Source organism: Bacillus sp. AR2-1 (assembly GCF_008368755.1).
GTDB classification, from domain to species: Bacteria; Bacillota; Bacilli; order Bacillales; family Bacillaceae_G; genus Bacillus_A; species Bacillus_A wiedmannii.
The window spans coordinates 1-22,987 of sequence record NZ_QORY01000035.1; the positions used below are offsets into that span (position 1 = coordinate 1).

Consider the following 22,987-nt stretch of genomic DNA (forward strand, 5'->3'; position numbering starts at 1 on the left):
CCATATAACTTGGCAAAGATTCCTTCATCTTCTGAAACAGCTCATCCTCTTGCATACTTAAATTGAAGCCATCATCATATTCTTTTAATAAAGAATCATATTTTTCAAGATCCTTTTCAATATTACCAATAATCCCCTCTTTATTTGTCCCCTCATTTGGTGACGCTGTAATTAATTCTAGTAAGTTATACTCTAGTGAATTTTGTGTACGAAGCATTCCTTCTAATAAAACTACAGAATGTTGATAATCATCTACTACAACCTCTGTATCATGCTTAATCTTATTAATAGAATTAATTGCTACGTAGCTCATAATTACCATGCTCAATACTGCTAATGAAATAAGCGATAATAATTTATATTTCACTTTTAAATTTTTTAAAAAATACATTTTTTCACCTTTATTCCTTTATATATAGATTTTTAGAATTTTATAGCTTATTATTCACAAAATCGCAATAAAAAGCAATGATAAATATTCCCAATATAAAACTTATATCTCTAAAAAAGAAGTAGCATAATCGCTACTTCTTTTTGCTTTGTTTCTCATATTGTTCAAACGTATGAATTCTTTCGAAAATTGGTGGATGTGTGTATAAGAAAAACTTCACTAACGCAGGCGGATTTACTTGGCTTAAACTCGTTTTTGATAAATATTGAAACGTTTTTACACCAGATTTCCCGTCTTTCGTCATGTCTAAAGCATATTGATCTGCCGCTCGCTCTTCTATACGAGAAACATAGTTTGTTGCTGGCTGTGATGCAAAAGAGAGTACAGAAGAAATTAAGAAAAATAAAGGTAAAATTGAAAAACATGCTGTTTTTGAAATTTGCAGCGTATTCCCCCATTTTCGAATACACATATTTATAATACGACTAATGAGATACATCCCTATAAACGATAGCAATACATAACTCGCAACGCCCCAATATATATGTTTCATAACATAATGCCCCATCTCGTGGGCCATTATAAATAAAATCTCTTTATCTTTTAATTGCTTAAGCGTTGTATCCCACATTACAATACGAAGATTTTTTCCAAGTCCTGTTACGTATGCATTTAACGCATTCGTTTTTTCTGACATATTCACTTCATATACGTGTTCAGATGGAATATCAGCTTTATCTGCAAGTGCTAAAATTTTTGTTTCTAATTCTTTATTTTGTAGCGTCGAGAAGTCATTATAAAGCGGGTCAATAACGACTGGCTGCACAAATGTTAAAAAGATTGTAAATGGAACAGAGAGCGCCCATCCTGCTAGCCACCATCGCTTCGGGAATTTACGAATAAGCCATAACAAAACAGTAACAATGAGTAACATCGTCGCATAATTCACCCAAAAATCGATAACGTGATCTTTTATCCAGCTTTGTGTACTTTGCGTTGAAATGCCGTAATCAACGGACACTTTTCTGCCAATCCATTGCATCGGCAGAGCAAGAACTGTTGTGAGTAGTGATAAATAAAAGAAATAAATCGCAACTTGCAGGACACTTATTTTCGTCGTTTCCTTCGACCATTTCTCAAACTTTCTTGAAACACCGAGCACAAGTACAAATAATAATATAATCCATTCTAGAGGCGTCGCTAAAAAGTAAAGTAAATTTTTCACGCGCGAATAATCTTGGCTTAGCGTAAGCTCTCTTGCATTCATAAACGTTTCTGGATCTGCACTCGTTCCTTTATACATGTCCGGAATCAGTTCATGATTCCATCCAAATAAATACCAATATATAAGCAACGCAAACCCAACGTACAAAAAAAGCGACCACCCAATAACCTTCCTCACGCTATTCCCTCCTCTATGCTGCCTGTCTATTATTATTGTAAGTTCGTACATGCTAAATTAGAACAAGCTTATTACGCGAATTGCTCGAGATCCTTTTATTTACATAAAAAAACTCTTCTACAAATAGAAGAGTTTTACCTACCTTTAGACACTTTCTTCGGTTCATACTCTGGGATAAGAAACGTACTTACAACCCAACATATTAAACAAGCGCCTTTTATATAGCGTATATATTCATAGTCCTGAAAAAATAAAGTCGTTACAATAAGCGTAAAAAATCCAATTAAAACTAGTACGTATCCTATTTGCTTCTTAGATAACATAACGTGTCCCCTTAAGGAAGTACATCCACTAATAAACTAAAATCTTGTAAAGAAAAAGAACTATATTTCATAATACCTTGTACAGCTAAAAGTAAAATAAGACCGGTCACACACATATAATTAATGCTTTCTTCACTCTTTTTTTCAGCAACTACTCCGCCACTTATACATAATATCCCTAACAAATGGAGCGCTAAATACATAAAGAAATAAGCTTCCTCCCAGCGAAGAATAACATTGACTGTCGTTATCAGCACAATACTAAGCAAAATCAAATAAAAAAACTTATTTGATGATATTGTTTCATTCATATAATTTTATACATCCCTTTCAAATTTCGAATTAATGATGTTTCAAAGCTATAAAGTAAATGATTGTTTTCATACTATAAAACAAAAGGAAAGCCACTATTACTTTCTCGAATACTTTATGAACCCACATATACTTCTCTTCATTTCTTCTGAAGATGCGCTTCATCATTTCTTCTACAATTAGACCAAATACTATTAAAACCCCTAACACAATAAGAAGAGAAATAATATTTTCTTTTAAATGAGTACTAGAAAATAAGTACTACTCTGGAAACACAATCGTATCTACTACAGGTTGCACCCAATGACAAACGCTTTTATCACACATATCTGTAATAGACGTAGCATCTATAATGTCTTTCAATATTTTTTCAATCGTCTTCTTCATCTCATTTGCTCCCCACTACGTCTGAAAAACTCTTTTCCTGCTCTACATATATAGCTGGCATTTCTTTACTCCAATATTTGCGGTTAACAAATAAAAAGATGAGTACTAAGTTTAATCCTGTTATAAAAATAATAAGTCCTGGAAAGAACGTCGTATAATTTGAGAAATCTGCAAGACTTATTATCTCTTCTTTATTTACTAGAAAAGAAACGCCGATTACAAATGCATTGTTTAACATGTGAATAGCAATTGGCATAAGTAAACTATTCGTACGAATATATACGATTGATAGTACAACACTAAATACAACTGCGCCTAGGAAATCAACGTGTAACAACGCAAACAACATCGCTACTACAATGATCGCTATACTCGTTCCCCATTTTGCGGCGAAACGTTGCAGTAAAAATCCGCGAAAAACAAATTCACCAATAATTGGTGCGATGAACACGACCATAATAATTTGATATACATATCCCCCTGTGCTATCAATAACCGGTTCACGTAACGCGTTCATAATAAATTCGGGTGTAATCCATGCAAAACTATACATGTACAAAATAAGATATCCATAACTAAACACGGCTAACATAAGTGCAATGTATAAAACTTGCACCAGGTTAAATGTTTCATTTTTATTAATAAATAATGAAAATGAAACACGGTGTTTTCTATACTCAAAAAAAATCCATGTAATCGGAAGGATATAGAATATAAGAATATTTATAAAAGTAGAATTTTGCATATGAAATGTATTTTCTATCAATTCATTACTGACCCTTGCAACTAAAGTTAATAGTGCAAATACAATTAAAAAATACCTAACTCGCATCGTTTGAAACGGATTCACACTCATCTCCTCCCCTATGTTACTTTTATCATATCATTTGATTCTTAATTTTTTGCGAAAGAAAACCTTAAAATTTCCTTAAAAATTCCATAAGTTACCGAAAAATGATATGATATTCGAGGAAATTAGGAGGGATTTTTATGTATGAAGCAAATATTTTGCTCGTTGATGATGAAACAGCAATTTTACAATTACTAACTACCATTCTTGAAAAAGAAGGTTTTTCTCATATTACAACTGCAACATCAGCTGAGATAGCGTTATCTCTCACGCAGCAAAACGATTACGATTTGATTATTTTAGATGTCATGCTTCCTGGACAATCTGGTTTTGATATTTGTCCAATCATTCGCCAAAAAACAGATTGCCCTATCTTCTTCCTCACAGCTAAAACATCTGATGTAGATAAAATATCTGGATTTTCACACGGTGCAGATGATTATATTACGAAGCCATTTAACCCACTTGAAGTAGTAGCTCGTATGAAAGCACAACTCCGAAGACATATGAAACAAGCAGTACCACACGAACAAAAAGCACACTCCAGTTCATTTGGTAGATTTGAAATTGATCGATATTCCGCAGAACTTACAGTAGGTGGACATGTTATCGAATGTTCCGCCCAGCTATTTCAGCTATTACTCTTCTTTTGCGAGAATCCGAACTACGTATTTTCGAAAGAAGAAATATACGAAAAAGTTTGGGGAGCACCTGCCTACAATGGCGATGACAATACCGTTATGGTCCACATTCGAAAACTACGTGAAAAAATTGAACAAGACCCAAGTAAACCAGAATATATAAAAACCGTTCGCGGACTTGGCTATAAGTTCATTACAAAGTAGGGTGAAGATATGAACTTTAATAAACGACTTATTATCCAGTTTATCATGCAACACGTATTTGTTTTAGTTACATTATTGATTGCTGTAGTAGCGGCTTTCACTTATTTATTTTTTCTAGTTACTAGTACTTCATACGAACCGAACATTCCAGATTCTGATAATTTTACGATTTCCAGATATATCTCTTCAGAAGATGGCGATATTTCGTTAAAGGCTGAAGTAAAAGACTTAATTAAAGAGAAAAATGATTGGATTCAAGTTGTAGAGGAAGACGGAAAAGTTCTCTATCACTTTAATACGCCTAGTGACGTGCCAACATCTTATACGGAAACATCATTATTCTCTTATATACAGAATCACATAGAAAGCCCTTATACGTTTACATATTGGGAAATTGAATTAGAAGAAAAGAACGTACTTGTTATTTACGGCGGTACGGTAAAAAGCAATCTATTACTGAAAACGATACAGAAAGAGCACCCTTCTGTATCTACGGATACGTTCACATTAACAGAAGAAGAAAAACAGTTACTTTCTAAAGAAAAAGCAACGCTTCAAATCTTTAATAGTGTCGGCGAAGAAGTATTCTCCTATCCAAATGAAAAGAAAAAAACGTTTTCTGCCATACAAGCTACTCTTAACGCAAAAGAACCGTGGAATCATAAAGAAAACACGTCTAGCTTTTACGATACAAATAGCAATCACCTTCTCGTTATAACTGCAAAAAATGAGCACTACTACCCAGATGATGAAATAGACGATGTATTTGCTAAAAAGTTTCTAATCGGATGCGGGTTAATCCTTCTTATCGTATTTGTTTATTTAGTCATTCTTTCTATTTGGTACGGTAATAAATTTGGAAAACCGTTACTCCATGCGATGCGCTGGCTTAAAAACATCGCTGGTGGAAAGTACGAAGAACCTGTTAGTAAAAAAGGGAAACCTGTCAGGTTCCGGCGATCTGGTAAAGAAAAATGGTCATTCCGCTTATTTAGTGATGTGACAAATTCACTAGAGCACCTTTCTATTACACTCAAAAAAAATGATGCGATGAGGCAAGTACTGCAGCAAACACGTGAAGAATGGATTACCGGTCTCACACATGATTTAAAAACGCCACTAAGTTCTATATATGGCTACGCATTATTACTAGAATCAAAGCAGTACAACTGGACTGATCGCGACATTCAACAATTCGGCAGCGTTATGAAAGAGAAATCTCAATATATGACGACATTAATCGATGACTTAAGCTTAACGTATCAATTAAAAAATAACAGTCTTCCTGCGCAGCACGTAAACATTGAAATGAATCAATTCGTCCAAAAAGTATTATTACAATTCATTAATAATCCGACACTTCAAAATCAAAATATTGAATTCGTACCGAGCTCAAATAAAATTCAATATTTCATTGAAGAAAAATGGTTCCAGCGTATTATCGAAAACTTACTCGTAAACGCTGTAAAACATAATAATGAAACGACAAATGTCAGCGTAAAACTTTCCCAAAACGCTACTTCATTTACACTCTCTATTTCAGATAATGGAAAAGGAATGGATGACAAAACGAAAGAGCTTCTCTTTGAGCGCTATTACAGAGGAACAAATACAGAAGAAAGCAACATCGGAACTGGACTTGGCCTCGCTATTACGAAACAGCTCGTTCATGCTCATAACGGAACGATTTCTATTGATAGCGAACTTGGAAAAGGAACGACGATTGTACTTGTGTTTCCGTTTCGTTCGTAGGAAGGGCGCTATGTGGCGTCTTTTCTTTTGGGGGAGTTCTTCGGTAAATGGAATTATGTTATTCGCCTTTTATTCTTGCTTATTGCGATAGTTCAACGGTACATGAAATTATATCAGCGATTTTCAAGATATATCGATTTGTCGACAAAAACCAACAATACCAGTCTACTTCTCCTACTATACAAAGTAAAAATAAAACTATTAACAAATACATTTCTAAACTGTTATACTATAAATAGAAGTATAAACTAACTAAGTTTTGCATAAAATGAAGTAGACGAGGTGCTTCCAACACCCCGTCACTGCAACTAATTACCGCAAGGTGGAAGGTTGCAACTAAAGCTTATTTGCGCTTAGAAGACTTCCCACGCTTCGCAGGCAGACGGGTGGTCTTCTTTTTGCGCCTTTTTGTCGTTAATTTCTTAAATCCCATAACTATACCTTCTCTAGCTATAGTTTTTGTGATTTCCAACAAAATTTGCAAAAGAAATTCCATACGATTACACCTCCTTTCTCCACAAAATGAAGAAAGGGCATAACCTTCCACCCGCAATATTTAATTGCTACTTTATTTTATCATTTTTAAATGTATTACAGATGAGGCAATACAAATTTAACAATCCACTCGTAAAAATAACCTTTCACAACTCACTATGAAAGGTCATCTCCATATTTTAGCTATTTCCCTACCAATACAAACACATTCTAATTTTTTGAACCTCTTTCCATTTCCCTCTTTATAAAAAAGCGAACCACTCAGTGGCTCGCTTTTCTTTCTATTACTTCTTCTTCACCGGTATCCAAAGTTCAATTTGAGCGAACTCACTTTTATCTGCATGGGAACGCTCATCGTATAGTTCAAACTCATTAACGCCGCAATGTTCATATCCTGAATGCGGGAACCATTCTGAGAACACTGCATTCCACGTTTGGTGAATAGACGATACCATTTCTTCATGAGGAACTTTCGGCGTTGTAAATACAGCATATGTCGCTGCTGGGAAAGTACGCTTCGCAACTTCATTTGGCACATTTTCAAACCCTGTAACTTCCATTCCGATAATATAAGTGAAGTCGCCTGTTTCTAAATTAAAATCAGTACATAATCCAAGCTCTACCCATTGGCTCGTATCCTTACGATTCGGAATCGTTGTTCCAAGATCTTTCTGTAAATATTCTTGCCAAAATGCTGGGATGTCTTGATGGTTTTTCCCTTCTTTACTTGTCGTCTTCAGTTCATAGCCCGCCATTAAAAATTCTGGTTTATTTACAATACGATATTCCATTTGTATGCCTCCTAAATACGGATTTAATTTTCTTTGTTTTACATTCACGCTGCAATACATTGGTGTTTCAATTTCTTGTTTTCGATATTCACTCGGTGTCATTTGAAATATTTTTTTAAAGGCTCTCGTGAACGTTTCGTGAGATTGAAAGCCATGCTCAAATGCGATATCAATAACTTTTTCATCCGTATGAGAAAGTTGATAAGCTGCCCGGGCTAACCTCCTCTTTCGAACATACTCCATTACTGTATCACCTACTAACGCCTGAAATACACGATGAAAATGCGACTCAGAAAAACCTGCAATGCGTGCTAAATTACGCAGCGTCTGTTTTTCCATTACATCTTCCTCAATATAATCAATTGACCTTTGAATTTGTGTTTCATAGCTTTCCATCTCTGTTCACCCGCCTTATATGTATTATGATAAAAGAGAATCCTATCCAATTCTTGACGTTTTTTACTATATTTTTAAAAACAAATGTAACTTTTTTATATGTATTTCGTTGTTATGTATGAAGGGAGGGAAATGTAGTGAAACGCAAACAATCATTAGAAGACATTTACTCCGAACATATGCAAGATTTATCCCACTTTAATGGGCAGTAAGACCCCCACCTCAAAATGCAGCGAAAGCAAAGAATTTAAGTGGGGATCAACTGCCCATAAAAGTCCGATTGGTTCAACTAATAATCAGTGGGGGATGAAGAAAACCCCCACTGATTAAAGTTTCACTTTATTTCGCTATCTTCTCTCCCTAACCGGAGATTCCCACTATGCGGAAGATCTCATTCAAGAAACGTTTTACCGAATGCTCGTCCATATTGACTATTATAAAGGAGAAGAAATTAGGCCTTGGTTATTTACAATTGCCTACAACGCCTTTATCGATTGGTATCGAAAAGAAAACAGATATAAAACAACGACAGTTGAAGAATTCCATTTACCAAATGTGCCAAGTACAGAGCACTCTTATTTTGTAAAACATGAGATTGCTCGTTGGTTAGACAGTTTATCTTCGCTTCCCCTTGAAAGACGAAATGTCCTACTACTACGAGATTACTACGGATTCTCATATAAGGAGATAGCCGAGATGACTGGTCTCTCACTAGCGAAGGTGAAAATTGAATTACACCGAGGACGAAAAGAAACGAAAAGCATAAAGGAGTGATAAGGATGGGTTGTACAGAATTTAAAAAACTATGGAAGAAGTACGAAAATGGAACGCTCACGCATGATGAACAGGAAGAGTTAGAAAGTCATATTGAAACATGTGAAGAGTGTGTCGCTTACTTAAATGAGTTGCTTTCAAAGAGTGAACCAATAAAGAAAAGGTTACCACCACAAAATCTGAAAGTCCCGTTTTGGAAAATAAAATGGAAACAGCGTTGGCAAACCTTTAGTTTTGTCCTTGCTGTTTGTATAGCAATCTATTTTGTTGGTCATTTTGCATCTTCCTTTTACTTCTATTCGAACGAAATGGAAAACTTCCGGAAAGTGGATGAGATTCCAGCACTCGCACTAGAAGCAACAATGCCGAATAGTCGTTCCGCTGGAGGAAATACGAAGGTTAAACCCTTCTTCCTTACAGAAACTGAAATGAATTTATATAAAACAATCGGCAAAAAAGGATTTCCAATTGGTACAGTAACAATGAGTAGTTTCTTATCATCTGTAACTGTCACAAATCAATCTTGGGCAAACAGAGCTTATTCAAAAAAACTTTCCTTTGTTCACCCAAAAATCACGCAAGATGATCAGTTGAAAAACTCATCTAAAAAAGTTTGGGATACACTTGGAAAGATTCATGAGGGAACCGTTGCAGAATTAGCGATATCCTTCGATAAAGTTTACACTTTACAAGAAGTCGAATCGATTCTATATAGCGCATTTGAAGCACAAGAAATGCCGCCAATTCCTGTATGGTACGCTTTAGACACAGGACAAGAAAGAATAAATGAAGAAGATTTTCTCTTGCATAGCGGAGAAATTATCGGATTTCGAGAACATATAAATCTTCCTGATAGTGAAGCAGAGCAACCGAAAACAAAAGAAGATGAAGTAATCGAAATGATGCGTATTCTTTCGATAAATAAAGAAACTGTAAGTAAAACGACTTGGACTCCTGAAAAAGATCTGAACTTAGATAAGCGCTATCAGTATGTAAAAGATAACGGTGTAAAAGTATACGGCATTGTCATTACTGGCCCGTCAAAAGAGTTATTAAAATTACAAAACTCACCGCACGTTCGTTATGCGACTCTTGGGGATATTGAGGTTTGGAATTGGTTTGATTATTAATGAGAAAAAGGAGAGCATCACTTCTGGATGCTCTCCTTTTTAATCCGAAATCACTTTCACATACATCCCTCTCACCGCTTTTTCATAAACGATCTCGCTCATCTGTTTTATGTTTTCTGACACGACAGACGCTGGAACAACTTCCCCTTCACGAAGTAATGGAGGATCAATAAGACGCACTTTATTTTTCTGATACAAATCATAATCGTTTCTATCTTCTTTTACTTTTACATTCGGATGAACTTTTCTTAATAAAGCATGTACTTCTGAATCATTACATTGCTGCAATTTCGAAATAAGCTCATCATCTTCAAGAAGAAAATCATCTGTATGAATAATCGTTTTATGAAGAGCTAACTTTAACGTTTTCGCTAACATATCATTTCCGTAAATATTCATTGGTTTCATAAAGAAATCGATTACTTCTTTGTAATACGTCTTTGTAAACCACTCTGCCATTTCGACACTTTGAAGAACCATTTTCCCATCTACAGCAATGACATCCTCTAAAAAACTGTGAACTTCTTCTAAAGAAATATACCCATATGTATACATATCTCGTAACGTATAATCCACTCTGTCTGCACATAATTCTGGTGCTGATCTTTCCAGTAATGTCCACTTCGAATCATCTAACAAAATGTCTTCATAGTTATAACCATACTTTGAAAGAATCGCTGGAATTTCTGAGTTTTTCACGACGGAACTAAATATCTCTTCATGATAACTTTCACCCTCATTATGAAAAACGTAATCAATCACGTGTGAAAAAGCAGTATGTGATACGTCATGCAGTAAACCTGCAATTTGTTCTTCTACTGAACCACCAAGTTTTTTCACTAATAACATAACGCCAACTGAATGATCAAAGCGTGTTACATTCCATTTCTCGTTCACTAAATAACTTGCGCCGGCTTGATGAATACCTTTCAGCCTTTGCACAGACTTACTTAAAATTAATTCTTCTAACACTTGATCCACTTTAAATTCACCGTATATAACATCTGATATAACCACTTATAATCCCCCTTTATTCCAGCAACGTCTTTTAATCGTACCTTTTTTATAAAATCGACATCAACATAAATATTAAATCCTAATATACTGATACAAAATTATCAGTATTGTATATTATACGTGTCTGTTATTTCTTTTTATTCATTTGTTTTTATTGAGCGCTCCTTATGTGGAGCCTTTTTTTATTTAAAAAAATAGAGAGCAATTCGCTCTCTATTTTATACACCTATTCAAACGTAACTTCCACCTGTACAATCTCTGATCTACTTCCAAGTCGAAGCGGTGGTCCCCAGAATCCGAAACCAGAAGAAACAATCGCGTGGAATGCACCTTTTTGTGCGTATCCCCAGTCTAGTTCGTACATTCTTCTCGTTACAATATGATTCGGCGCCATTTGTCCGCGGTGCGTGTGGCCGGATAGTAGTAAATCGACGCCAGCCTCCGCTGCTTGTTTCAACTCGAATGGTTGGTGATCCATTGCAATTACTGGCATAGATTTATTTACCGTACTCATTAGATTTTCAAAGCTTTGGCGATCTCGCTCTGTTTTATCTCTTCTTCCAACGAGATAAAAATGATCTTCAATTGTAATCACTTCATCTAACAGAATACGAATATCAATCTTATCCATCTCTTGTAAAAATTCAGGAACCGCTCGTCCGTAATATTCGTGGTTTCCTAACACACCATATACGCCTAATGGCGCTTTCATTTGTTTCATAATTGGTCCCATATTTTTTTGAATGAACACACCTGGATGATCATCGATAATATCACCTGGCAGTAAAATAATATCAGGCTCCATCTCATTTACATGACGGACAAGTCTTTTTAAATGCGAAACGCCAGATAATTTACCGAAATGCATATCAGAAGCCATCGCAATGCGTAAGCTTTTACGTCCCTCTACTTTTTTCGGTATGTGCACCTCGTACTTTCTAACTACTGGGCTATATGCGTTGAATACCCCATATGCAAAAATAAAGATAAACGCAAGTAACACGGCCGTTCCTGTCCAAATAATTGCCGCTTCTTTCTCCACTGAAAACTGTAAAAGAAAGACCGTAATATTTGCTAACGGCAACAGCATAAGCGCATATTGTATGACCGCAAACCAAATCGAACCTATCGTTCGTAGAAATGGCAGAAACTTAAACACTTGCACGAGAATGTACGCATATGAAATAAATCCGACTACGAAAGCGTAATATCCCCAAGATTCCCAGCCAAACAGCGCATGAAGCCAAACCCAACCGTTCCAGCCGATGTAAAACATGAGTAGTGTGTATACAATTAACATAGTAAATATATTGAAATAACGAAGATTTTTCACAGTCAGCCTCCTTCTTGATTTCTTCTATTATATCTTGTTATGCACGTTTAACGTAAATATTAAGCACAGCAATCTTCACAATAAAAACCTCTAACTGCTAGATGCAAATCTAACAATTAGAGGTGCAATTCAAAACAAAACTACTTTTACAGATTTTCATTATAGAAACTTATAAAACCACCCTTACTTTATTTTTAATTTACACTTGTGAGAGTTAATACTCACGTGTATATTTATAATAAAGCGAGCAACCACTTGTTTCAATGACCACATTTACGCATTTGGGTGATAATACACACATAACGAAATATATGTATCAATAATGGAGGAACATCATATGGAGAAAATCGATAGAAGAATTATAAAATCACAAAACGCCATTCAATCCGCATTTATTGAAATGTTAATTGAAGATGGCTTTGACGAAATTACAGTAAAAAACATTACAGAAAAAGCAAACATCGGAAGAAAAACTTTCTACCTACACTACCTAGATAAATACAATTTATTAGACAAAATTGTAGACGACCATTTAAACCAATTAAGAGCAATATGCGATATAAAACAAACAAAAGGCTATATAGAAGGAACTGTCATATGGTTTGAATACTTCAAAGAACATAAACCCTTTTTCGCATCGTTATTTAGAAGCAACAGCACATTATCATTTCAAAAGAAGTTCCTAACGTTCATCATGGGTGAACTAGAGAAAAAAGTAAACACAAATACGTCAGTAAATAAAAACATTGATACACACATCGTTTTAAAATTTTTAGGAACAGCTGTCATGGGCATTTTGGAATCTTACGTGTTGGATGAGATTGATAATGATGTTGAGTACGTTGCGATGCAGGTTGGGGAGTTGATGCGGAGGAATATATAAACAATACAGCGGCGATTCCCTTGATAAGGATTCATAAAATTTCATAATCCAAAACTCAACTATGCAATTCTGCATATGCATCCCTTCCGTTTTATTTTCATGTTACGATATAAACGAAATACGACATATATCGACAAAAAAATAAAAGGAAGTGATGGCATGAAACGTTCTAAAACATATTTAAAATGCTTAGCATTATCCGCTGTTTTTGCTAGTAGCGCTTTAACCCTTTCAACACCGGCTGCTTACGCTCAAACGACATCACAAGTTGTAACAGATATCGGGCAAAACGCAAAAACACATACGAGCTATAATACATTTAATAATGATCAAACTGATAATATGACAATGTCTTTAAAGGTAACTTTTATTGATGATCCAAGCGCTGATAAACAGATTGCTGTTATTAATACAACTGGTAGCTTTCTAAAAGCAAATCCTACTATAAGTAGTGCGCCTATTGATAACTACCTAATCCCTGGCGCTAGTGCAACATTACGCTATCCTTCACAGTATGATATTGCATTTAACCTTCAAGATAACAGCGCTCGTTTCTTTAACGTAGCACCTACAAACGCTGTAGAAGAAACGACTGTAACCTCTAGCGTATCTTATCAACTTGGTGGTTCTGTTAAAGCTTCTGCAACACCAAATGGGCCTAGCGCTGAAGCTGGCGCAACTGGTCAAGTAACTTGGTCTGACTCTGTAAGCTATAAACAAACAAGTTATAAAACAAACTTAATTGACCAAACAAATAAAAACGTAAAATGGAACGTATTCTTTAACGGATATAACAACCAAAACTGGGGTATTTACACACGTGATTCCTACCATTCTTTATATGGAAACCAACTGTTCATGTACTCCCGCACATACCTATACGAATCTGATGCAAAAGGTAATTTAATACCGATGGATCAACTTCCAGCACTAACAAATAGCGGTTTCTCACCTGGTATGATTGCTGTTGTTATCTCTGAAAAGAATACAGACCAATCTAACTTACAAGTCGCTTATACAAAACACGCTGACGACTACCAACTTCGTCCAGGCTTCACATTCGGAACTGCAAACTGGGTTGGAAACAACGTAAAAGACGTTGATCAAAAAACATTTAATAAATCATTCACACTAGATTGGAAGAATAAAAAGTTAGTAGAGAAAAAATAAAAAAACCGAACCGCTATTTAGATGGTGGTTCGGTTTTTTATGTGAACAGCAAACTTTTCATTTCTTTTAGGTAAAAATATACAATATTCATTTTTTCGTAACACAATCATCCTTATCCCCCGAATCAATATCTACTGATAAAATATATTATGTTATTGTACTGCTTCCGCGCGGCTTACCGCTTCATCTGGAACCCAGCCCTTATCTGCTCCAACTGAAATATTTTCTTGAATTAAACTATTAACATACTTCGCACCCCAATAATTTTTTTAAGCAGCACATTTTTTAGTAGTTTCATATTTTCATTTGTTTGCTCTTTATAAGTTTTAAAATTAACATCGTATGTATCAGCTGCTTCTATATGAATATACGCAACACAATCCCTTCATTGATAATAATTATCAATGAAGTGTAAAAAATATCATTTCTTGCACAAATACGCCTTTCGCTCATTTTTAAACAGTAAATAATGTGCCGTATGAACTTTCCGTTCTAAATAATCCATAGAATACGAGCTTGATGGATCCACTAAATCACCTATCGCACCTGAAAGATGATCGATTACTTGCTGCAGTATTTCTAAGTTTTTCTTCTCACTTTCAGCGTTCATTTCATCCATAATGTCACAAATAAGGTATTGAACTCTCCGTAAACGTAATTCCTTTTGCTCCACGTATATCTCCTCCTTATTAGTCATATTACGGTTTAAATATATGGTGTTATAGCTTAACCAATTCTAAAAAATACAAAGGCAACCATCTTCATAAAGATGGTTGCCCCTATTTTTATACTTGCATCGCTTTTTCTCTCAAAGCTCTTCTTAACAATTTACCCGTCGTATTCTTCGGCAATTCTGTTAAAAATTCGATACTCATTGGCACTTTATATTTTGCTAAATGTAACGTGCAATAATACATAAGTTCCTCTTCTGTTACGTTAGCTTGTTTCAAAACGACGTATGCTCGTACTGCTTCTCCTAAGTTTTCATCAGGAACGCCAATTACGACAACTTCTGCTACAGATTCGTGTGTATATAATACTTCCTCTACTTCACGAGGGTATACGTTATAACCGCCAACTAAGACGATATCTTTTTTACGATCAACGATATAGAAGTAACCTTCTTCATCCATTTTCGCTAAGTCACCTGTATACAGCCAACCATCTTTCAATGTCGCTGCTGTATCTTCTGGCGCGTTATAGTATCCTTTCATAACGTTAGGTCCGCGAACAATTAATTCACCGACTGCACCGACAGGTACTTCTTCCCCAAGTTCGTTCACAATTTTATTTTCTACATGCCAAATATTTGTACCGATTGACCCAGGTTTACGCGGACGATCTAGCGGGTTAAAACAAGTAACTGGTGATGCTTCTGATAAACCGTATCCTTCTGAAACGATTACGTCAAAACGTTTTTCAAAGTTTTGCAGAAGAGCAACTGGCATTGACGCACCACCTGAAATACAAAGACGAAGCGTCTTCACATCTTCTGCGCTTGCTTCTTCGAATAAATATAAATAATTGTACATCGTCGGTACACCAGCAAAAATCGTTGGCTCGTACGTGCGACAAATACGGAATACTTCTTTCGGACTAAATTTCGGTAACATTAAAATAGTTGCTCCGTTCACAATCGGTGCATTTACCGCCACTGTTAAGCAAAATACATGGAACATTGGCAAAGCCGCAACGACGCGATCATCAGCAGTATATTGTAAATACGACGCCACATCGCTCGCATTACTATATAAGTTTTTATGTGTTAACATCGCACCTTTCGGTTTTCCAGTTGTACCTGAAGTGTATAGAATAACCGCTACATCTTCTTCATCTAATTCTGGGCCTTCAAAAGTTAAATCTCCAGCCCCTATCATTCTCGTAAACGTTTTCATTTTTTCGGTTTCTGTATAGTTAAAATCTGATGAGGTTTCGCATATGATGATGTTTTCAAGTGAAGGAAGTCTTGTTGTAAGAGATTGTATAACAGGTAGAAGGACGTCGAGTACGATGATTGTTTTTACATCTCCATTTTGTAAAATATAATGCATTTCGTCTGCTGTATAAATTGGATTAACTGGAATAACAGTTGCTCCAGCTTTCATTGTTCCGTATAAACCGACCAAAAAATGTGGTGAATTTCCAACAACTAATGCGACATTGTCCCCTTTTCCAATGCCCATCGCTGCTAAATTGCTAGAAAACCTTGTGACCATTTTGTTTAATTGGTCATACGAGACCGACTGATCCATAAATATATAAGCCGGTTTATCCCCCTTCTTTTTCGCCGTTTCAGCCAAAGATTGAACGAGATTCACACAAACCCCACCTTTATAAAATTTAGAATATTTAAAAATTCTAAATTAATTATATTAAAAGAAAATTAAAGTAGCAAGTGATATTCCATTAACTGCATATACAAGGATCACCTCCTGTTGATTCACTTTAGAAAAATAAGGGAATTCTATTCGCCTACACATTATGAAACTAAGGCTAAAATCATTTCAGGATAATATGCACTCATCTTTTCACTAAGTTTTTCTAGTTCCTTTTTATTCAAGCTCGTATGCTCCCCATACAAGTTGATTGCATCCGCTCCGTTTTCATGAAAAAACAATGTTACATATAATGTCGGTAACCCGGTATTGGCCTCATCTATTGACAAGACAAGATCTGGCGTTTTATTCATCGTACTAAAAGCTTCATTTCTTTTCCATTTCTTATTTTGAAACATAGTTTGTATATCAGCTATCTTTCGTTTATTATCCGTATGCGTAAAATATATAACATTATCCTTCCCTGGCTTTCCAATCGATAAAAGTGTGCGACTTGAGGAAGTTTCATCGTTACAAGCTGTCATTCCGATGACGAAGCTGAGCAATAATACAACGTACATTACCCTTCTCATTTCAATTCGCCTCCTTTTGAATATATATATTCCTTTATAAGGGGCAAATGTCCTGTGATTTTATGGTGAATGAAATTATATCAGCGATTTTTAAAATATATCGACTTACCGATAAAACGTGACAATCTACGCAAAAAAGAGGCTGCCCGTTACGGCAGCCTCCCTTATTTTTAGAAGAATAAATGTAAGAAATCTTCTGTTGTTATATTACCGAAGTAGCGTACGATATCTACGCCTTCTAAAGCTGCAGTGAATGCATCTTTATCAAATTGTACGCCTGTTAGACGCTCTTCAATGTCATGGACATCTAGTGAACCGAAGAAGTCACCGTAAATTTTACATTCTGTTACTGTTCCTTTTTTCACTTCAAGACGAACGTCAACTTGTCCAACTGGGAAGCGGTGTGAATGTTGTAAGTTGAACTTCGGAGATTTTCCGTAGTTCCAGTCCCAATTTTGGTAACGTTCTTCAGAAAGTTTATGGATCTCTTTCCAATCATTTTCTGTTAATTCGTACGTCGGAATTTCTGTTTCCCCTTCGAAAATTGTTTCTAGAAGAAGTTGTCTAAACTCTTCTGTCGTCATTTTTTCGTTTAAGAACTCTGTAATGTTCGCAACGCGGCTACGGATTGATTTGATTCCTTTTGATTGGATCTTATCCATTTTTACTTTTAACGCTGATACGACGTGATCGATTTCAGAGTCAAATAGTAACGTACCGTGACTGAACATACGACCTTTCGTTGAGAACTGCGCGTTACCTGAAATTTTTCTGCCTTCAGCTAAAATGTCGTTACGACCACTTAGTTCTGCATTTACGCCTAATTTACCAAGCGCTTTCGTTACAGGTTCTGTAAATTTTTTGAAGTTGCTGAAACTGTCTCCATCATCTTTCGTAATAAAGCTGAAGTTTAAGTTTCCTAAATCATGATATACTGCACCTCCGCCTGATAGACGACGAACGACATGAATTCCTTGTTCTTTTACGTAATCTGCATTAATTTCTTCTACTGTGTTTTGGTTTTTACCAATGATAATGGAAGGTTCGTTAATGTAGAACAGTAAATATGTTTCGTTAATATCTAAATTCTTCACACAATATTCTTCAATTGCTAAGTTTATTCTAGGATCTGTAATCCCTTTATTATCAATAAATAACATCGTATCACCTCATGAGTTCCATACGTAGCCACTATGCGCTAGCGTAATATGGCCACTGAAAATTTGTTTTGCTTCTGTTACTAAATCAGATGTGTTGCCTGTATGTGGTAAGTGCGTTAATAAAAGTTCTTTTACATTCGCATCTTTCGCAATACTTGCTACTTCTGTACTATTCATATGTCCTGCTTTTGCAGCTTCTTGATGTGCATACATATTACACTCACAAATGAAAAGATCAGCATCTTTTGTGAATGGAATAAATTCAGGGATATAACTGGAATCAGCGCTATATACTACAGCGTCACTACCAGCTGTAATACGCATCGCAAAACATGTAACAGGATGAACAGTTTTTAAGAATGAAATCGAGAACGGTCCAACTTGAAGTGTTTCTTCTGGATTGTAGGCGATTCCTTTCGTATGCGGTTCATGCGTTAAAGAATGGAAGCCATTCTCGTCAAACGTATGACCGTATATTGGTAATTCCGGTAGTTGTCCCTTTGTCGCACTCGTAATTAATCTCGCATATTGCAATACCCCAATGTCTGCAACATGATCGTGATGATAGTGTGACAGTACAACTGCATCTATATCAGATGGTGTTATATATTTTTGAATCTGTGCTAGTACACCACTACCACAGTCTACAAGTAAACGAAAACCATCGTGTTCAAACAAATACCCCGACGTTGCTTCTCCCGCTTCTGGAAAGCCGCCCCAAAAGCCGACAACAGTCATTTTCATATGTATCCATCCTTTCTAAAACCGAGTAGGAATGCATGTTTCACTTACATTCTACATTGTTAACTATAATCCATTTCCTAAACTTTTTCATTAATTTTCAACTTTGTTATAAAACAGTTGTTGACTTTTGTTTTTTGTACTAATACAATGGTAGTAAGAAATGGAAATGGAGGGATTGACATGATCGATCAACCAATGGAGTTTTTCAGAAATTTACCGACGAAAACTTGTGCACATTGCGGGAAAGAAATTGATGAGCAGCACGAAGCATACCATAACAAATGTGATGACTGCGTTCACGAAGAATAGTAGTTTATGAACATAAAAAACCTAGCAGACATAGTCTACTAGGCTAATAACATCGTATCCTTCTTCATCGTCGAACCTTTCACCAAGAGCTCCAGTTCAAACTCATACAATTCTTTTTTTCGATAATTTTTCGTATGGATTTTATCCATCATCAGGTCGACAACTTTTCGGGCCATCTCATCGATTGGCTGTTCAATTGTCGTAATACCTGGCTCTGTAATCTGTGATAAAATTTGATTATCAAAACCGATAACAGCGAGATCATCTGGAATGCTCCAGTCATGGCGTTTCGCCTCTGAAATAATTCCAGCTGCTACCTCATCGCCTCCTGCCAAAATCGCGGTAGGATTTTTTTTGTCCTTTAATACTTCATGGAATATTCTCTTTCCATCATCCCAAGAGAAAGCGTTTTCAAGAAAATCGATCGCTTCTACTTGGCGGCTCTTCTCAGTTATTGCACGTAAAAAGCCCATTTTTCGCTGCTGGCTAACCACTTTGGTTTCGTTACCACGGCAAAAAATAAGATTACGATATCCTTGTTCTAACACATGCTTAGCAGCTATGTATGCTCCTTGCGCATGATCAAACTTCACTGTTGGAACATTTGCTTCCTCAATATATTCATTACATAACACGATTGGACCGTGCTGTAAGTATGGCTCTACATCTTCCCAAGGATTTTCTAGTGAACATAGAATAATTCCATCTACTTGTTTCGTAGATAATAATTGTAAATACTCCATCTCTTTTTCCGGTAAATATCTTGTTTGACAAATAATCAGTTTATATTTATGTTCAGAAGCAGCAATCTCGATTGCTTCAATAAATCTACTGAAGAAAGGATTTGTAATCCTTGGAACTAGCACCGCAATTGTTTCCGTCTTTTGTTTACGAAGCCTTCTCGCCGCAGAATTAGGCACGAAACCTAAATGCTTCATTGCTAATTGAACCCTTTTTTTCTTCTCATCTGAAACATATGGATGATTATTAATCACCCTAGAAACCGTTGTCCTTGATAACCCCGCTAATTTCGCCACGTCCTCTATAGTCGACACGAAATCCTCCCCCTTTGCATGAAAACGTTTTCTTAAACTGATTATATAGTATATTATTGGAAACTGCAATATGGGTTGTTATGATTTTACTATATTAATATTATACATAGGGAAAAGTATGTTAATAGGAGGAGAGTTTATACTGCTTTTAGAAGTTTACAGTAGGCGTATTTATAAAAGATACAGGGGGATATTTCATGAACCGGACGGATCGTTTATTAGCTATATTAATTGAATTACAAAGAAGACAAACTGTTACAGCACAAAGCTTAGCTGAAAAATTTGAGACAAGTATAAGAACGATTTACAGAGATATGGATGCACTTAGTGAATCTGGCGTCCCACTTTTCGCCATGCCTGGCCAAGGTTATTCATTAATGGATGGCTATTTCTTACCACCCATTCAGCTTACGTCTGAAGAGGCTGTTACTCTTTTATTAGGCGGTGATTATATCGAGAAAACTTTCACTTCTTCTTTTTCTGTACATGCAAAATCGGCAAAAGAGAAACTTGAGGTTGTCCTCCCTACTGATCAAAAAAAGAAAGCCCAGGAATTACGGGGAACTTTTCGTTTCCTTTCTCCTATATTTTCGCATCAGCAACCCGAGCGAGAAAATTTAGAAAAACAACTTTTTTTACTGCAAGAATCTATTCAGAAAGAGCAAGTGATCTCTTTTTCGTACCTTAAGCCACGTGAAACTATGAAGATAAAACGAACTGTTCATCCTTATGGCTTAGTCAACATTTCAGGAATTTGGTATATCGTTGCCCATTGTTTACTACGAAAACAAATACGTAATTTCCGCTTAGATCGAATCGAGGAATTACAGCGAGAACAAGAATTCTTTACAAAACCTGAAGACTTTTCTTTGCAGGAATATCAGCCTGAAAGCAACCGTACTGTGATGATTCATTTATTATTCCCAGCCCATATTGCACATAAAATTATTGAATCACGATACTTCTTTATAGATTCATACGAGCATAGAGAAAATGATTTTCACGTCTTTTTGAAATCAAGAAACATAGACGAAGTATTTCAATGGGTATTAAGCTGGGGAAGCCAAGTGCAAGTACTTGAACCAAACGTTCTATCTGAGAAAATCCGTGATGAAGCAAAGAAAATGTTAAAACTTTAATTGTTGCATTTCACTACTGACATAATGTTGTCAGCATTAGCTCTTTATAGTAGGTAGTAACAAATACATTTTCATAAAAAGGAGTTAGTGATATGAAGAAATTTGAAGAGTTAGCAACGTACTACATAGAGGAATTAGAAAAGTACTCTATAGAACAATTTAGGATGAAGCCTTCTAATGAGGAATGGTCTCTCGGTCAAATGTATAATCACTTAATTTCAGCTACACGCATGCAGTTAGATGCAATCGTGAAATGCAGAACTGAAGTGCCTTCTGTAACTAACAAGAAAACGGATATGGGAGAAAAGGTATATATGATGGGAGCTTTCCCAGACATAAAAATCAAATTACCAGATCATCCTGGATATACGCCTGAAAACCCAGCTAATAAAGAAGACGTACAGAAACAGCTTCTAGAATTAATTACAATTGTAAAAAAAATAGAGCCAACACTTCCTTCTATTCCAAATGATTGTAAGGTACAGCACCCTGGGCTTGGTTACTTACATGCAGCAGAATGGTTCCAGCTTATTTCTATGCATTTTGCACATCATCTTCGTCAGAAAGAGCGACTGGAACTTAAAGTTTACTAAATGTAAACATTTCCACTAAAAAGAGACTGCCAATATGCAATAATACATATCGAGAGTCTCTTTAGTTTTGATACAATATCTTTAAATCTATATAAAAGGAATGTGTAAAATGAATCCAATCTTAACAGCTGCAAAACAACTATTACATAAAGAAGAAAAAATTTTATCAACTTTAAATTGTTCACTTACTGGCTACATTATTACACATAATGTCCCGTATCCTGGTATGCTACTGGCTACTAATAGAAGGCTCCTCTTTTATAAACAATCTAAAAATACATTAATTGCCGAATTCGAGTATAAAAAAATTGAATCCATAGAAACGAAGCGAAGAATCTTTGATAAAAAAATAATATTTTACTATGAAGATGAATATATAACGCTTGGATACATTACAAGTTCAAATATTGAAGAGTTCATAGACTTACTACAAAGAAATTGCAAGACTAGTACAAGCTCATAATCAGCAGGGATTCCCCCTGCTGATTCATTATTTTAACTCCTCCCACTTCGTCCAAACTTCTCTCCCGTTTATATGGTACATATTATCCTCTCGATCCATAAACCCGTGCACAATAAACTCACGTCTAATCGTACAAAAATCATCGTGATATTGTTTTATAAATGTATTCATTTGTTTTTCCGTATATTGATTTTCAGCATTTAATTTGCTAATTAAATGCTCCAACAATACTAGTTTTTTCTTCTTTTGACCTGGAATCGATTTTAGGCGGTCCTCTTTATCGAAAAAGTTACGAATCGTCGTATCACGAAATTTCATTTCACTTTCAGTCATTTTGTTGTCCTCCATCGGTTTTTATGCCATAA

26 protein-coding genes and 2 pseudogenes are annotated in these 22,987 nt (G+C 35.6%); 10 read left to right on the forward strand and 18 right to left on the reverse strand.

Annotated elements, in window-relative coordinates:
• From DT250_RS28640 to DT250_RS28665, 6 genes and pseudogenes are all read right to left on the reverse strand, one after another.
• A partial coding sequence (locus DT250_RS28640; RefSeq protein ID WP_179952873.1) for an MCP four helix bundle domain-containing protein occupies positions 1–391 on the reverse strand: 391 nt, incomplete at its 3' end.
• 133 nt (positions 392–524) lie between these two features.
• Positions 525–1,793, reverse strand: coding sequence for a M48 family metallopeptidase (locus tag DT250_RS28645; RefSeq protein ID WP_149214148.1), 1,269 nt, complete (start codon positions 1,791–1,793; stop codon positions 525–527).
• A gap of 134 nt (positions 1,794–1,927) precedes the next feature.
• Positions 1,928–2,116 carry a hypothetical protein gene (locus DT250_RS28650; protein WP_149214149.1) on the reverse strand — a complete coding sequence of 63 codons (189 nt, stop codon included), beginning with the start codon at positions 2,114–2,116 and terminating at the stop codon, positions 1,928–1,930.
• An 11-nt stretch (positions 2,117–2,127) separates the two neighbouring features.
• The gene (locus DT250_RS28655; protein ID WP_088121603.1) at positions 2,128–2,427 is read right to left on the reverse strand and encodes a hypothetical protein; all 300 of its coding nucleotides are present in this window, start codon (positions 2,425–2,427) and stop codon (positions 2,128–2,130) included.
• A gap of 31 nt (positions 2,428–2,458) precedes the next feature.
• A pseudogene (locus tag DT250_RS28660) lies at positions 2,459–2,815 on the reverse strand (hypothetical protein).
• A 1-nt stretch (position 2,816) separates the two neighbouring features.
• On the reverse strand, positions 2,817–3,665 hold the full coding sequence (locus tag DT250_RS28665; protein ID WP_179952874.1) for a CPBP family intramembrane glutamic endopeptidase: 849 nt from the start codon (positions 3,663–3,665) through the stop codon (positions 2,817–2,819).
• 140 nt (positions 3,666–3,805) lie between these two features.
• Here DT250_RS28665 and DT250_RS28670 point away from each other — a divergent pair, with 140 nt between their 5' ends.
• Positions 3,806–4,510, forward strand: coding sequence for a response regulator transcription factor (locus DT250_RS28670; protein WP_149214151.1), 705 nt, complete (start codon positions 3,806–3,808; stop codon positions 4,508–4,510).
• A 9-nt stretch (positions 4,511–4,519) separates the two neighbouring features.
• Positions 4,520–6,262: a sensor histidine kinase gene (locus tag DT250_RS28675; RefSeq protein ID WP_149214152.1), complete on the forward strand. Its 1,743-nt coding sequence runs from the start codon at positions 4,520–4,522 to the stop codon at positions 6,260–6,262.
• Between the two features lie 343 nt (positions 6,263–6,605).
• On the opposite strand, the gene DT250_RS31905 is transcribed toward DT250_RS28675, so the two are convergent.
• Together DT250_RS31905 and DT250_RS28680 are read right to left on the reverse strand one after the other, a co-directional pair.
• Complete coding sequence (locus DT250_RS31905) at positions 6,606–6,758, reverse strand: hypothetical protein (protein ID WP_046956985.1); 153 nt, start codon at positions 6,756–6,758, stop codon at positions 6,606–6,608.
• Positions 6,759–7,041: 283 nt separating this feature from the next.
• Positions 7,042–7,944 carry an AraC family transcriptional regulator gene (locus DT250_RS28680; RefSeq protein ID WP_088082742.1) on the reverse strand — a complete coding sequence of 301 codons (903 nt, stop codon included), beginning with the start codon at positions 7,942–7,944 and terminating at the stop codon, positions 7,042–7,044.
• Positions 7,945–8,283: 339 nt separating this feature from the next.
• Here DT250_RS28680 and DT250_RS28690 point away from each other — a divergent pair.
• Positions 8,284–8,718, forward strand: a pseudogene (locus DT250_RS28690) (RNA polymerase sigma factor); the annotation flags it as partial.
• Between the two features lie 5 nt (positions 8,719–8,723).
• Positions 8,724–9,848 (forward strand): anti-sigma factor, encoded by a 1,125-nt coding sequence (locus DT250_RS28695; RefSeq protein ID WP_149214153.1) that lies wholly within the window; start codon positions 8,724–8,726, stop codon positions 9,846–9,848.
• A 39-nt stretch (positions 9,849–9,887) separates the two neighbouring features.
• On the opposite strand, the gene DT250_RS28700 is transcribed toward DT250_RS28695, so the two are convergent.
• Both DT250_RS28700 and DT250_RS28705 read right to left on the reverse strand, forming a co-directional pair.
• On the reverse strand, positions 9,888–10,865 hold the full coding sequence (locus DT250_RS28700) for an HD domain-containing protein (protein WP_149214154.1): 978 nt from the start codon (positions 10,863–10,865) through the stop codon (positions 9,888–9,890).
• Between the two features lie 226 nt (positions 10,866–11,091).
• Positions 11,092–12,198 carry a metallophosphoesterase gene (locus DT250_RS28705; RefSeq protein WP_149214155.1) on the reverse strand — a complete coding sequence of 369 codons (1,107 nt, stop codon included), beginning with the start codon at positions 12,196–12,198 and terminating at the stop codon, positions 11,092–11,094.
• A gap of 337 nt (positions 12,199–12,535) precedes the next feature.
• Between DT250_RS28705 and DT250_RS28710 the strand changes: the two genes are divergently transcribed.
• The gene (locus tag DT250_RS28710; protein WP_149214156.1) at positions 12,536–13,081 is read left to right on the forward strand and encodes a TetR/AcrR family transcriptional regulator; all 546 of its coding nucleotides are present in this window, start codon (positions 12,536–12,538) and stop codon (positions 13,079–13,081) included.
• A gap of 159 nt (positions 13,082–13,240) precedes the next feature.
• The gene (cytK2, locus tag DT250_RS28715; RefSeq protein ID WP_149214203.1) at positions 13,241–14,251 is read left to right on the forward strand and encodes a beta-channel forming cytolysin CytK2; all 1,011 of its coding nucleotides are present in this window, start codon (positions 13,241–13,243) and stop codon (positions 14,249–14,251) included.
• Between the two features lie 152 nt (positions 14,252–14,403).
• On the opposite strand, the gene DT250_RS32755 is transcribed toward cytK2, so the two are convergent.
• From DT250_RS32755 to DT250_RS28745, 6 genes are all read right to left on the reverse strand, one after another.
• Positions 14,404–14,484, reverse strand: coding sequence for a hypothetical protein (locus DT250_RS32755; RefSeq protein ID WP_370513134.1), 81 nt, complete (start codon positions 14,482–14,484; stop codon positions 14,404–14,406).
• A gap of 188 nt (positions 14,485–14,672) precedes the next feature.
• Positions 14,673–14,924: a hypothetical protein gene (locus DT250_RS28725; RefSeq protein ID WP_149214157.1), complete on the reverse strand. Its 252-nt coding sequence runs from the start codon at positions 14,922–14,924 to the stop codon at positions 14,673–14,675.
• A 112-nt stretch (positions 14,925–15,036) separates the two neighbouring features.
• Positions 15,037–16,569 (reverse strand): fatty acid--CoA ligase family protein, encoded by a 1,533-nt coding sequence (locus DT250_RS28730; protein WP_149214158.1) that lies wholly within the window; start codon positions 16,567–16,569, stop codon positions 15,037–15,039.
• A 161-nt stretch (positions 16,570–16,730) separates the two neighbouring features.
• Complete coding sequence (locus DT250_RS28735; protein WP_087984688.1) at positions 16,731–17,159, reverse strand: hypothetical protein; 429 nt, start codon at positions 17,157–17,159, stop codon at positions 16,731–16,733.
• A gap of 170 nt (positions 17,160–17,329) precedes the next feature.
• Positions 17,330–18,319 carry a lipoate--protein ligase gene (locus tag DT250_RS28740; RefSeq protein WP_063261987.1) on the reverse strand — a complete coding sequence of 330 codons (990 nt, stop codon included), beginning with the start codon at positions 18,317–18,319 and terminating at the stop codon, positions 17,330–17,332.
• 9 nt (positions 18,320–18,328) lie between these two features.
• Positions 18,329–19,063: an MBL fold metallo-hydrolase gene (locus DT250_RS28745; RefSeq protein WP_149214159.1), complete on the reverse strand. Its 735-nt coding sequence runs from the start codon at positions 19,061–19,063 to the stop codon at positions 18,329–18,331.
• 180 nt (positions 19,064–19,243) lie between these two features.
• Here DT250_RS28745 and yhfH point away from each other — a divergent pair, with 180 nt between their 5' ends.
• Positions 19,244–19,372: a protein YhfH gene (gene yhfH / locus DT250_RS28750; RefSeq protein WP_000567010.1), complete on the forward strand. Its 129-nt coding sequence runs from the start codon at positions 19,244–19,246 to the stop codon at positions 19,370–19,372.
• Between the two features lie 38 nt (positions 19,373–19,410).
• Here yhfH and DT250_RS28755 read toward each other — a convergent pair whose 3' ends face one another.
• Positions 19,411–20,427 (reverse strand): LacI family DNA-binding transcriptional regulator, encoded by a 1,017-nt coding sequence (locus DT250_RS28755; RefSeq protein WP_088062396.1) that lies wholly within the window; start codon positions 20,425–20,427, stop codon positions 19,411–19,413.
• Positions 20,428–20,624: 197 nt separating this feature from the next.
• On the opposite strand from DT250_RS28755, the gene DT250_RS28760 reads away from it, so the two are divergent.
• From DT250_RS28760 to DT250_RS28770, 3 genes are all read left to right on the forward strand, one after another.
• Positions 20,625–21,566, forward strand: coding sequence for a helix-turn-helix transcriptional regulator (locus tag DT250_RS28760; protein WP_149214160.1), 942 nt, complete (start codon positions 20,625–20,627; stop codon positions 21,564–21,566).
• A 92-nt stretch (positions 21,567–21,658) separates the two neighbouring features.
• A complete protein-coding gene (locus DT250_RS28765) occupies positions 21,659–22,159 on the forward strand; it encodes a DinB family protein (protein WP_098189617.1) in 501 nt (166 codons plus the stop codon).
• A 109-nt stretch (positions 22,160–22,268) separates the two neighbouring features.
• Positions 22,269–22,622, forward strand: a complete 354-nt coding sequence (locus DT250_RS28770; RefSeq protein ID WP_149214161.1) for a PH domain-containing protein — start codon at positions 22,269–22,271, stop codon at positions 22,620–22,622.
• Positions 22,623–22,649: 27 nt separating this feature from the next.
• Here the strand turns inward: DT250_RS28770 and DT250_RS28775 are convergent, their stop codons facing one another.
• On the reverse strand, positions 22,650–22,955 hold the full coding sequence (locus DT250_RS28775) for a DUF2087 domain-containing protein (RefSeq protein WP_140160462.1): 306 nt from the start codon (positions 22,953–22,955) through the stop codon (positions 22,650–22,652).
• Positions 22,956–22,987: the final 32 nt, after the last annotated feature.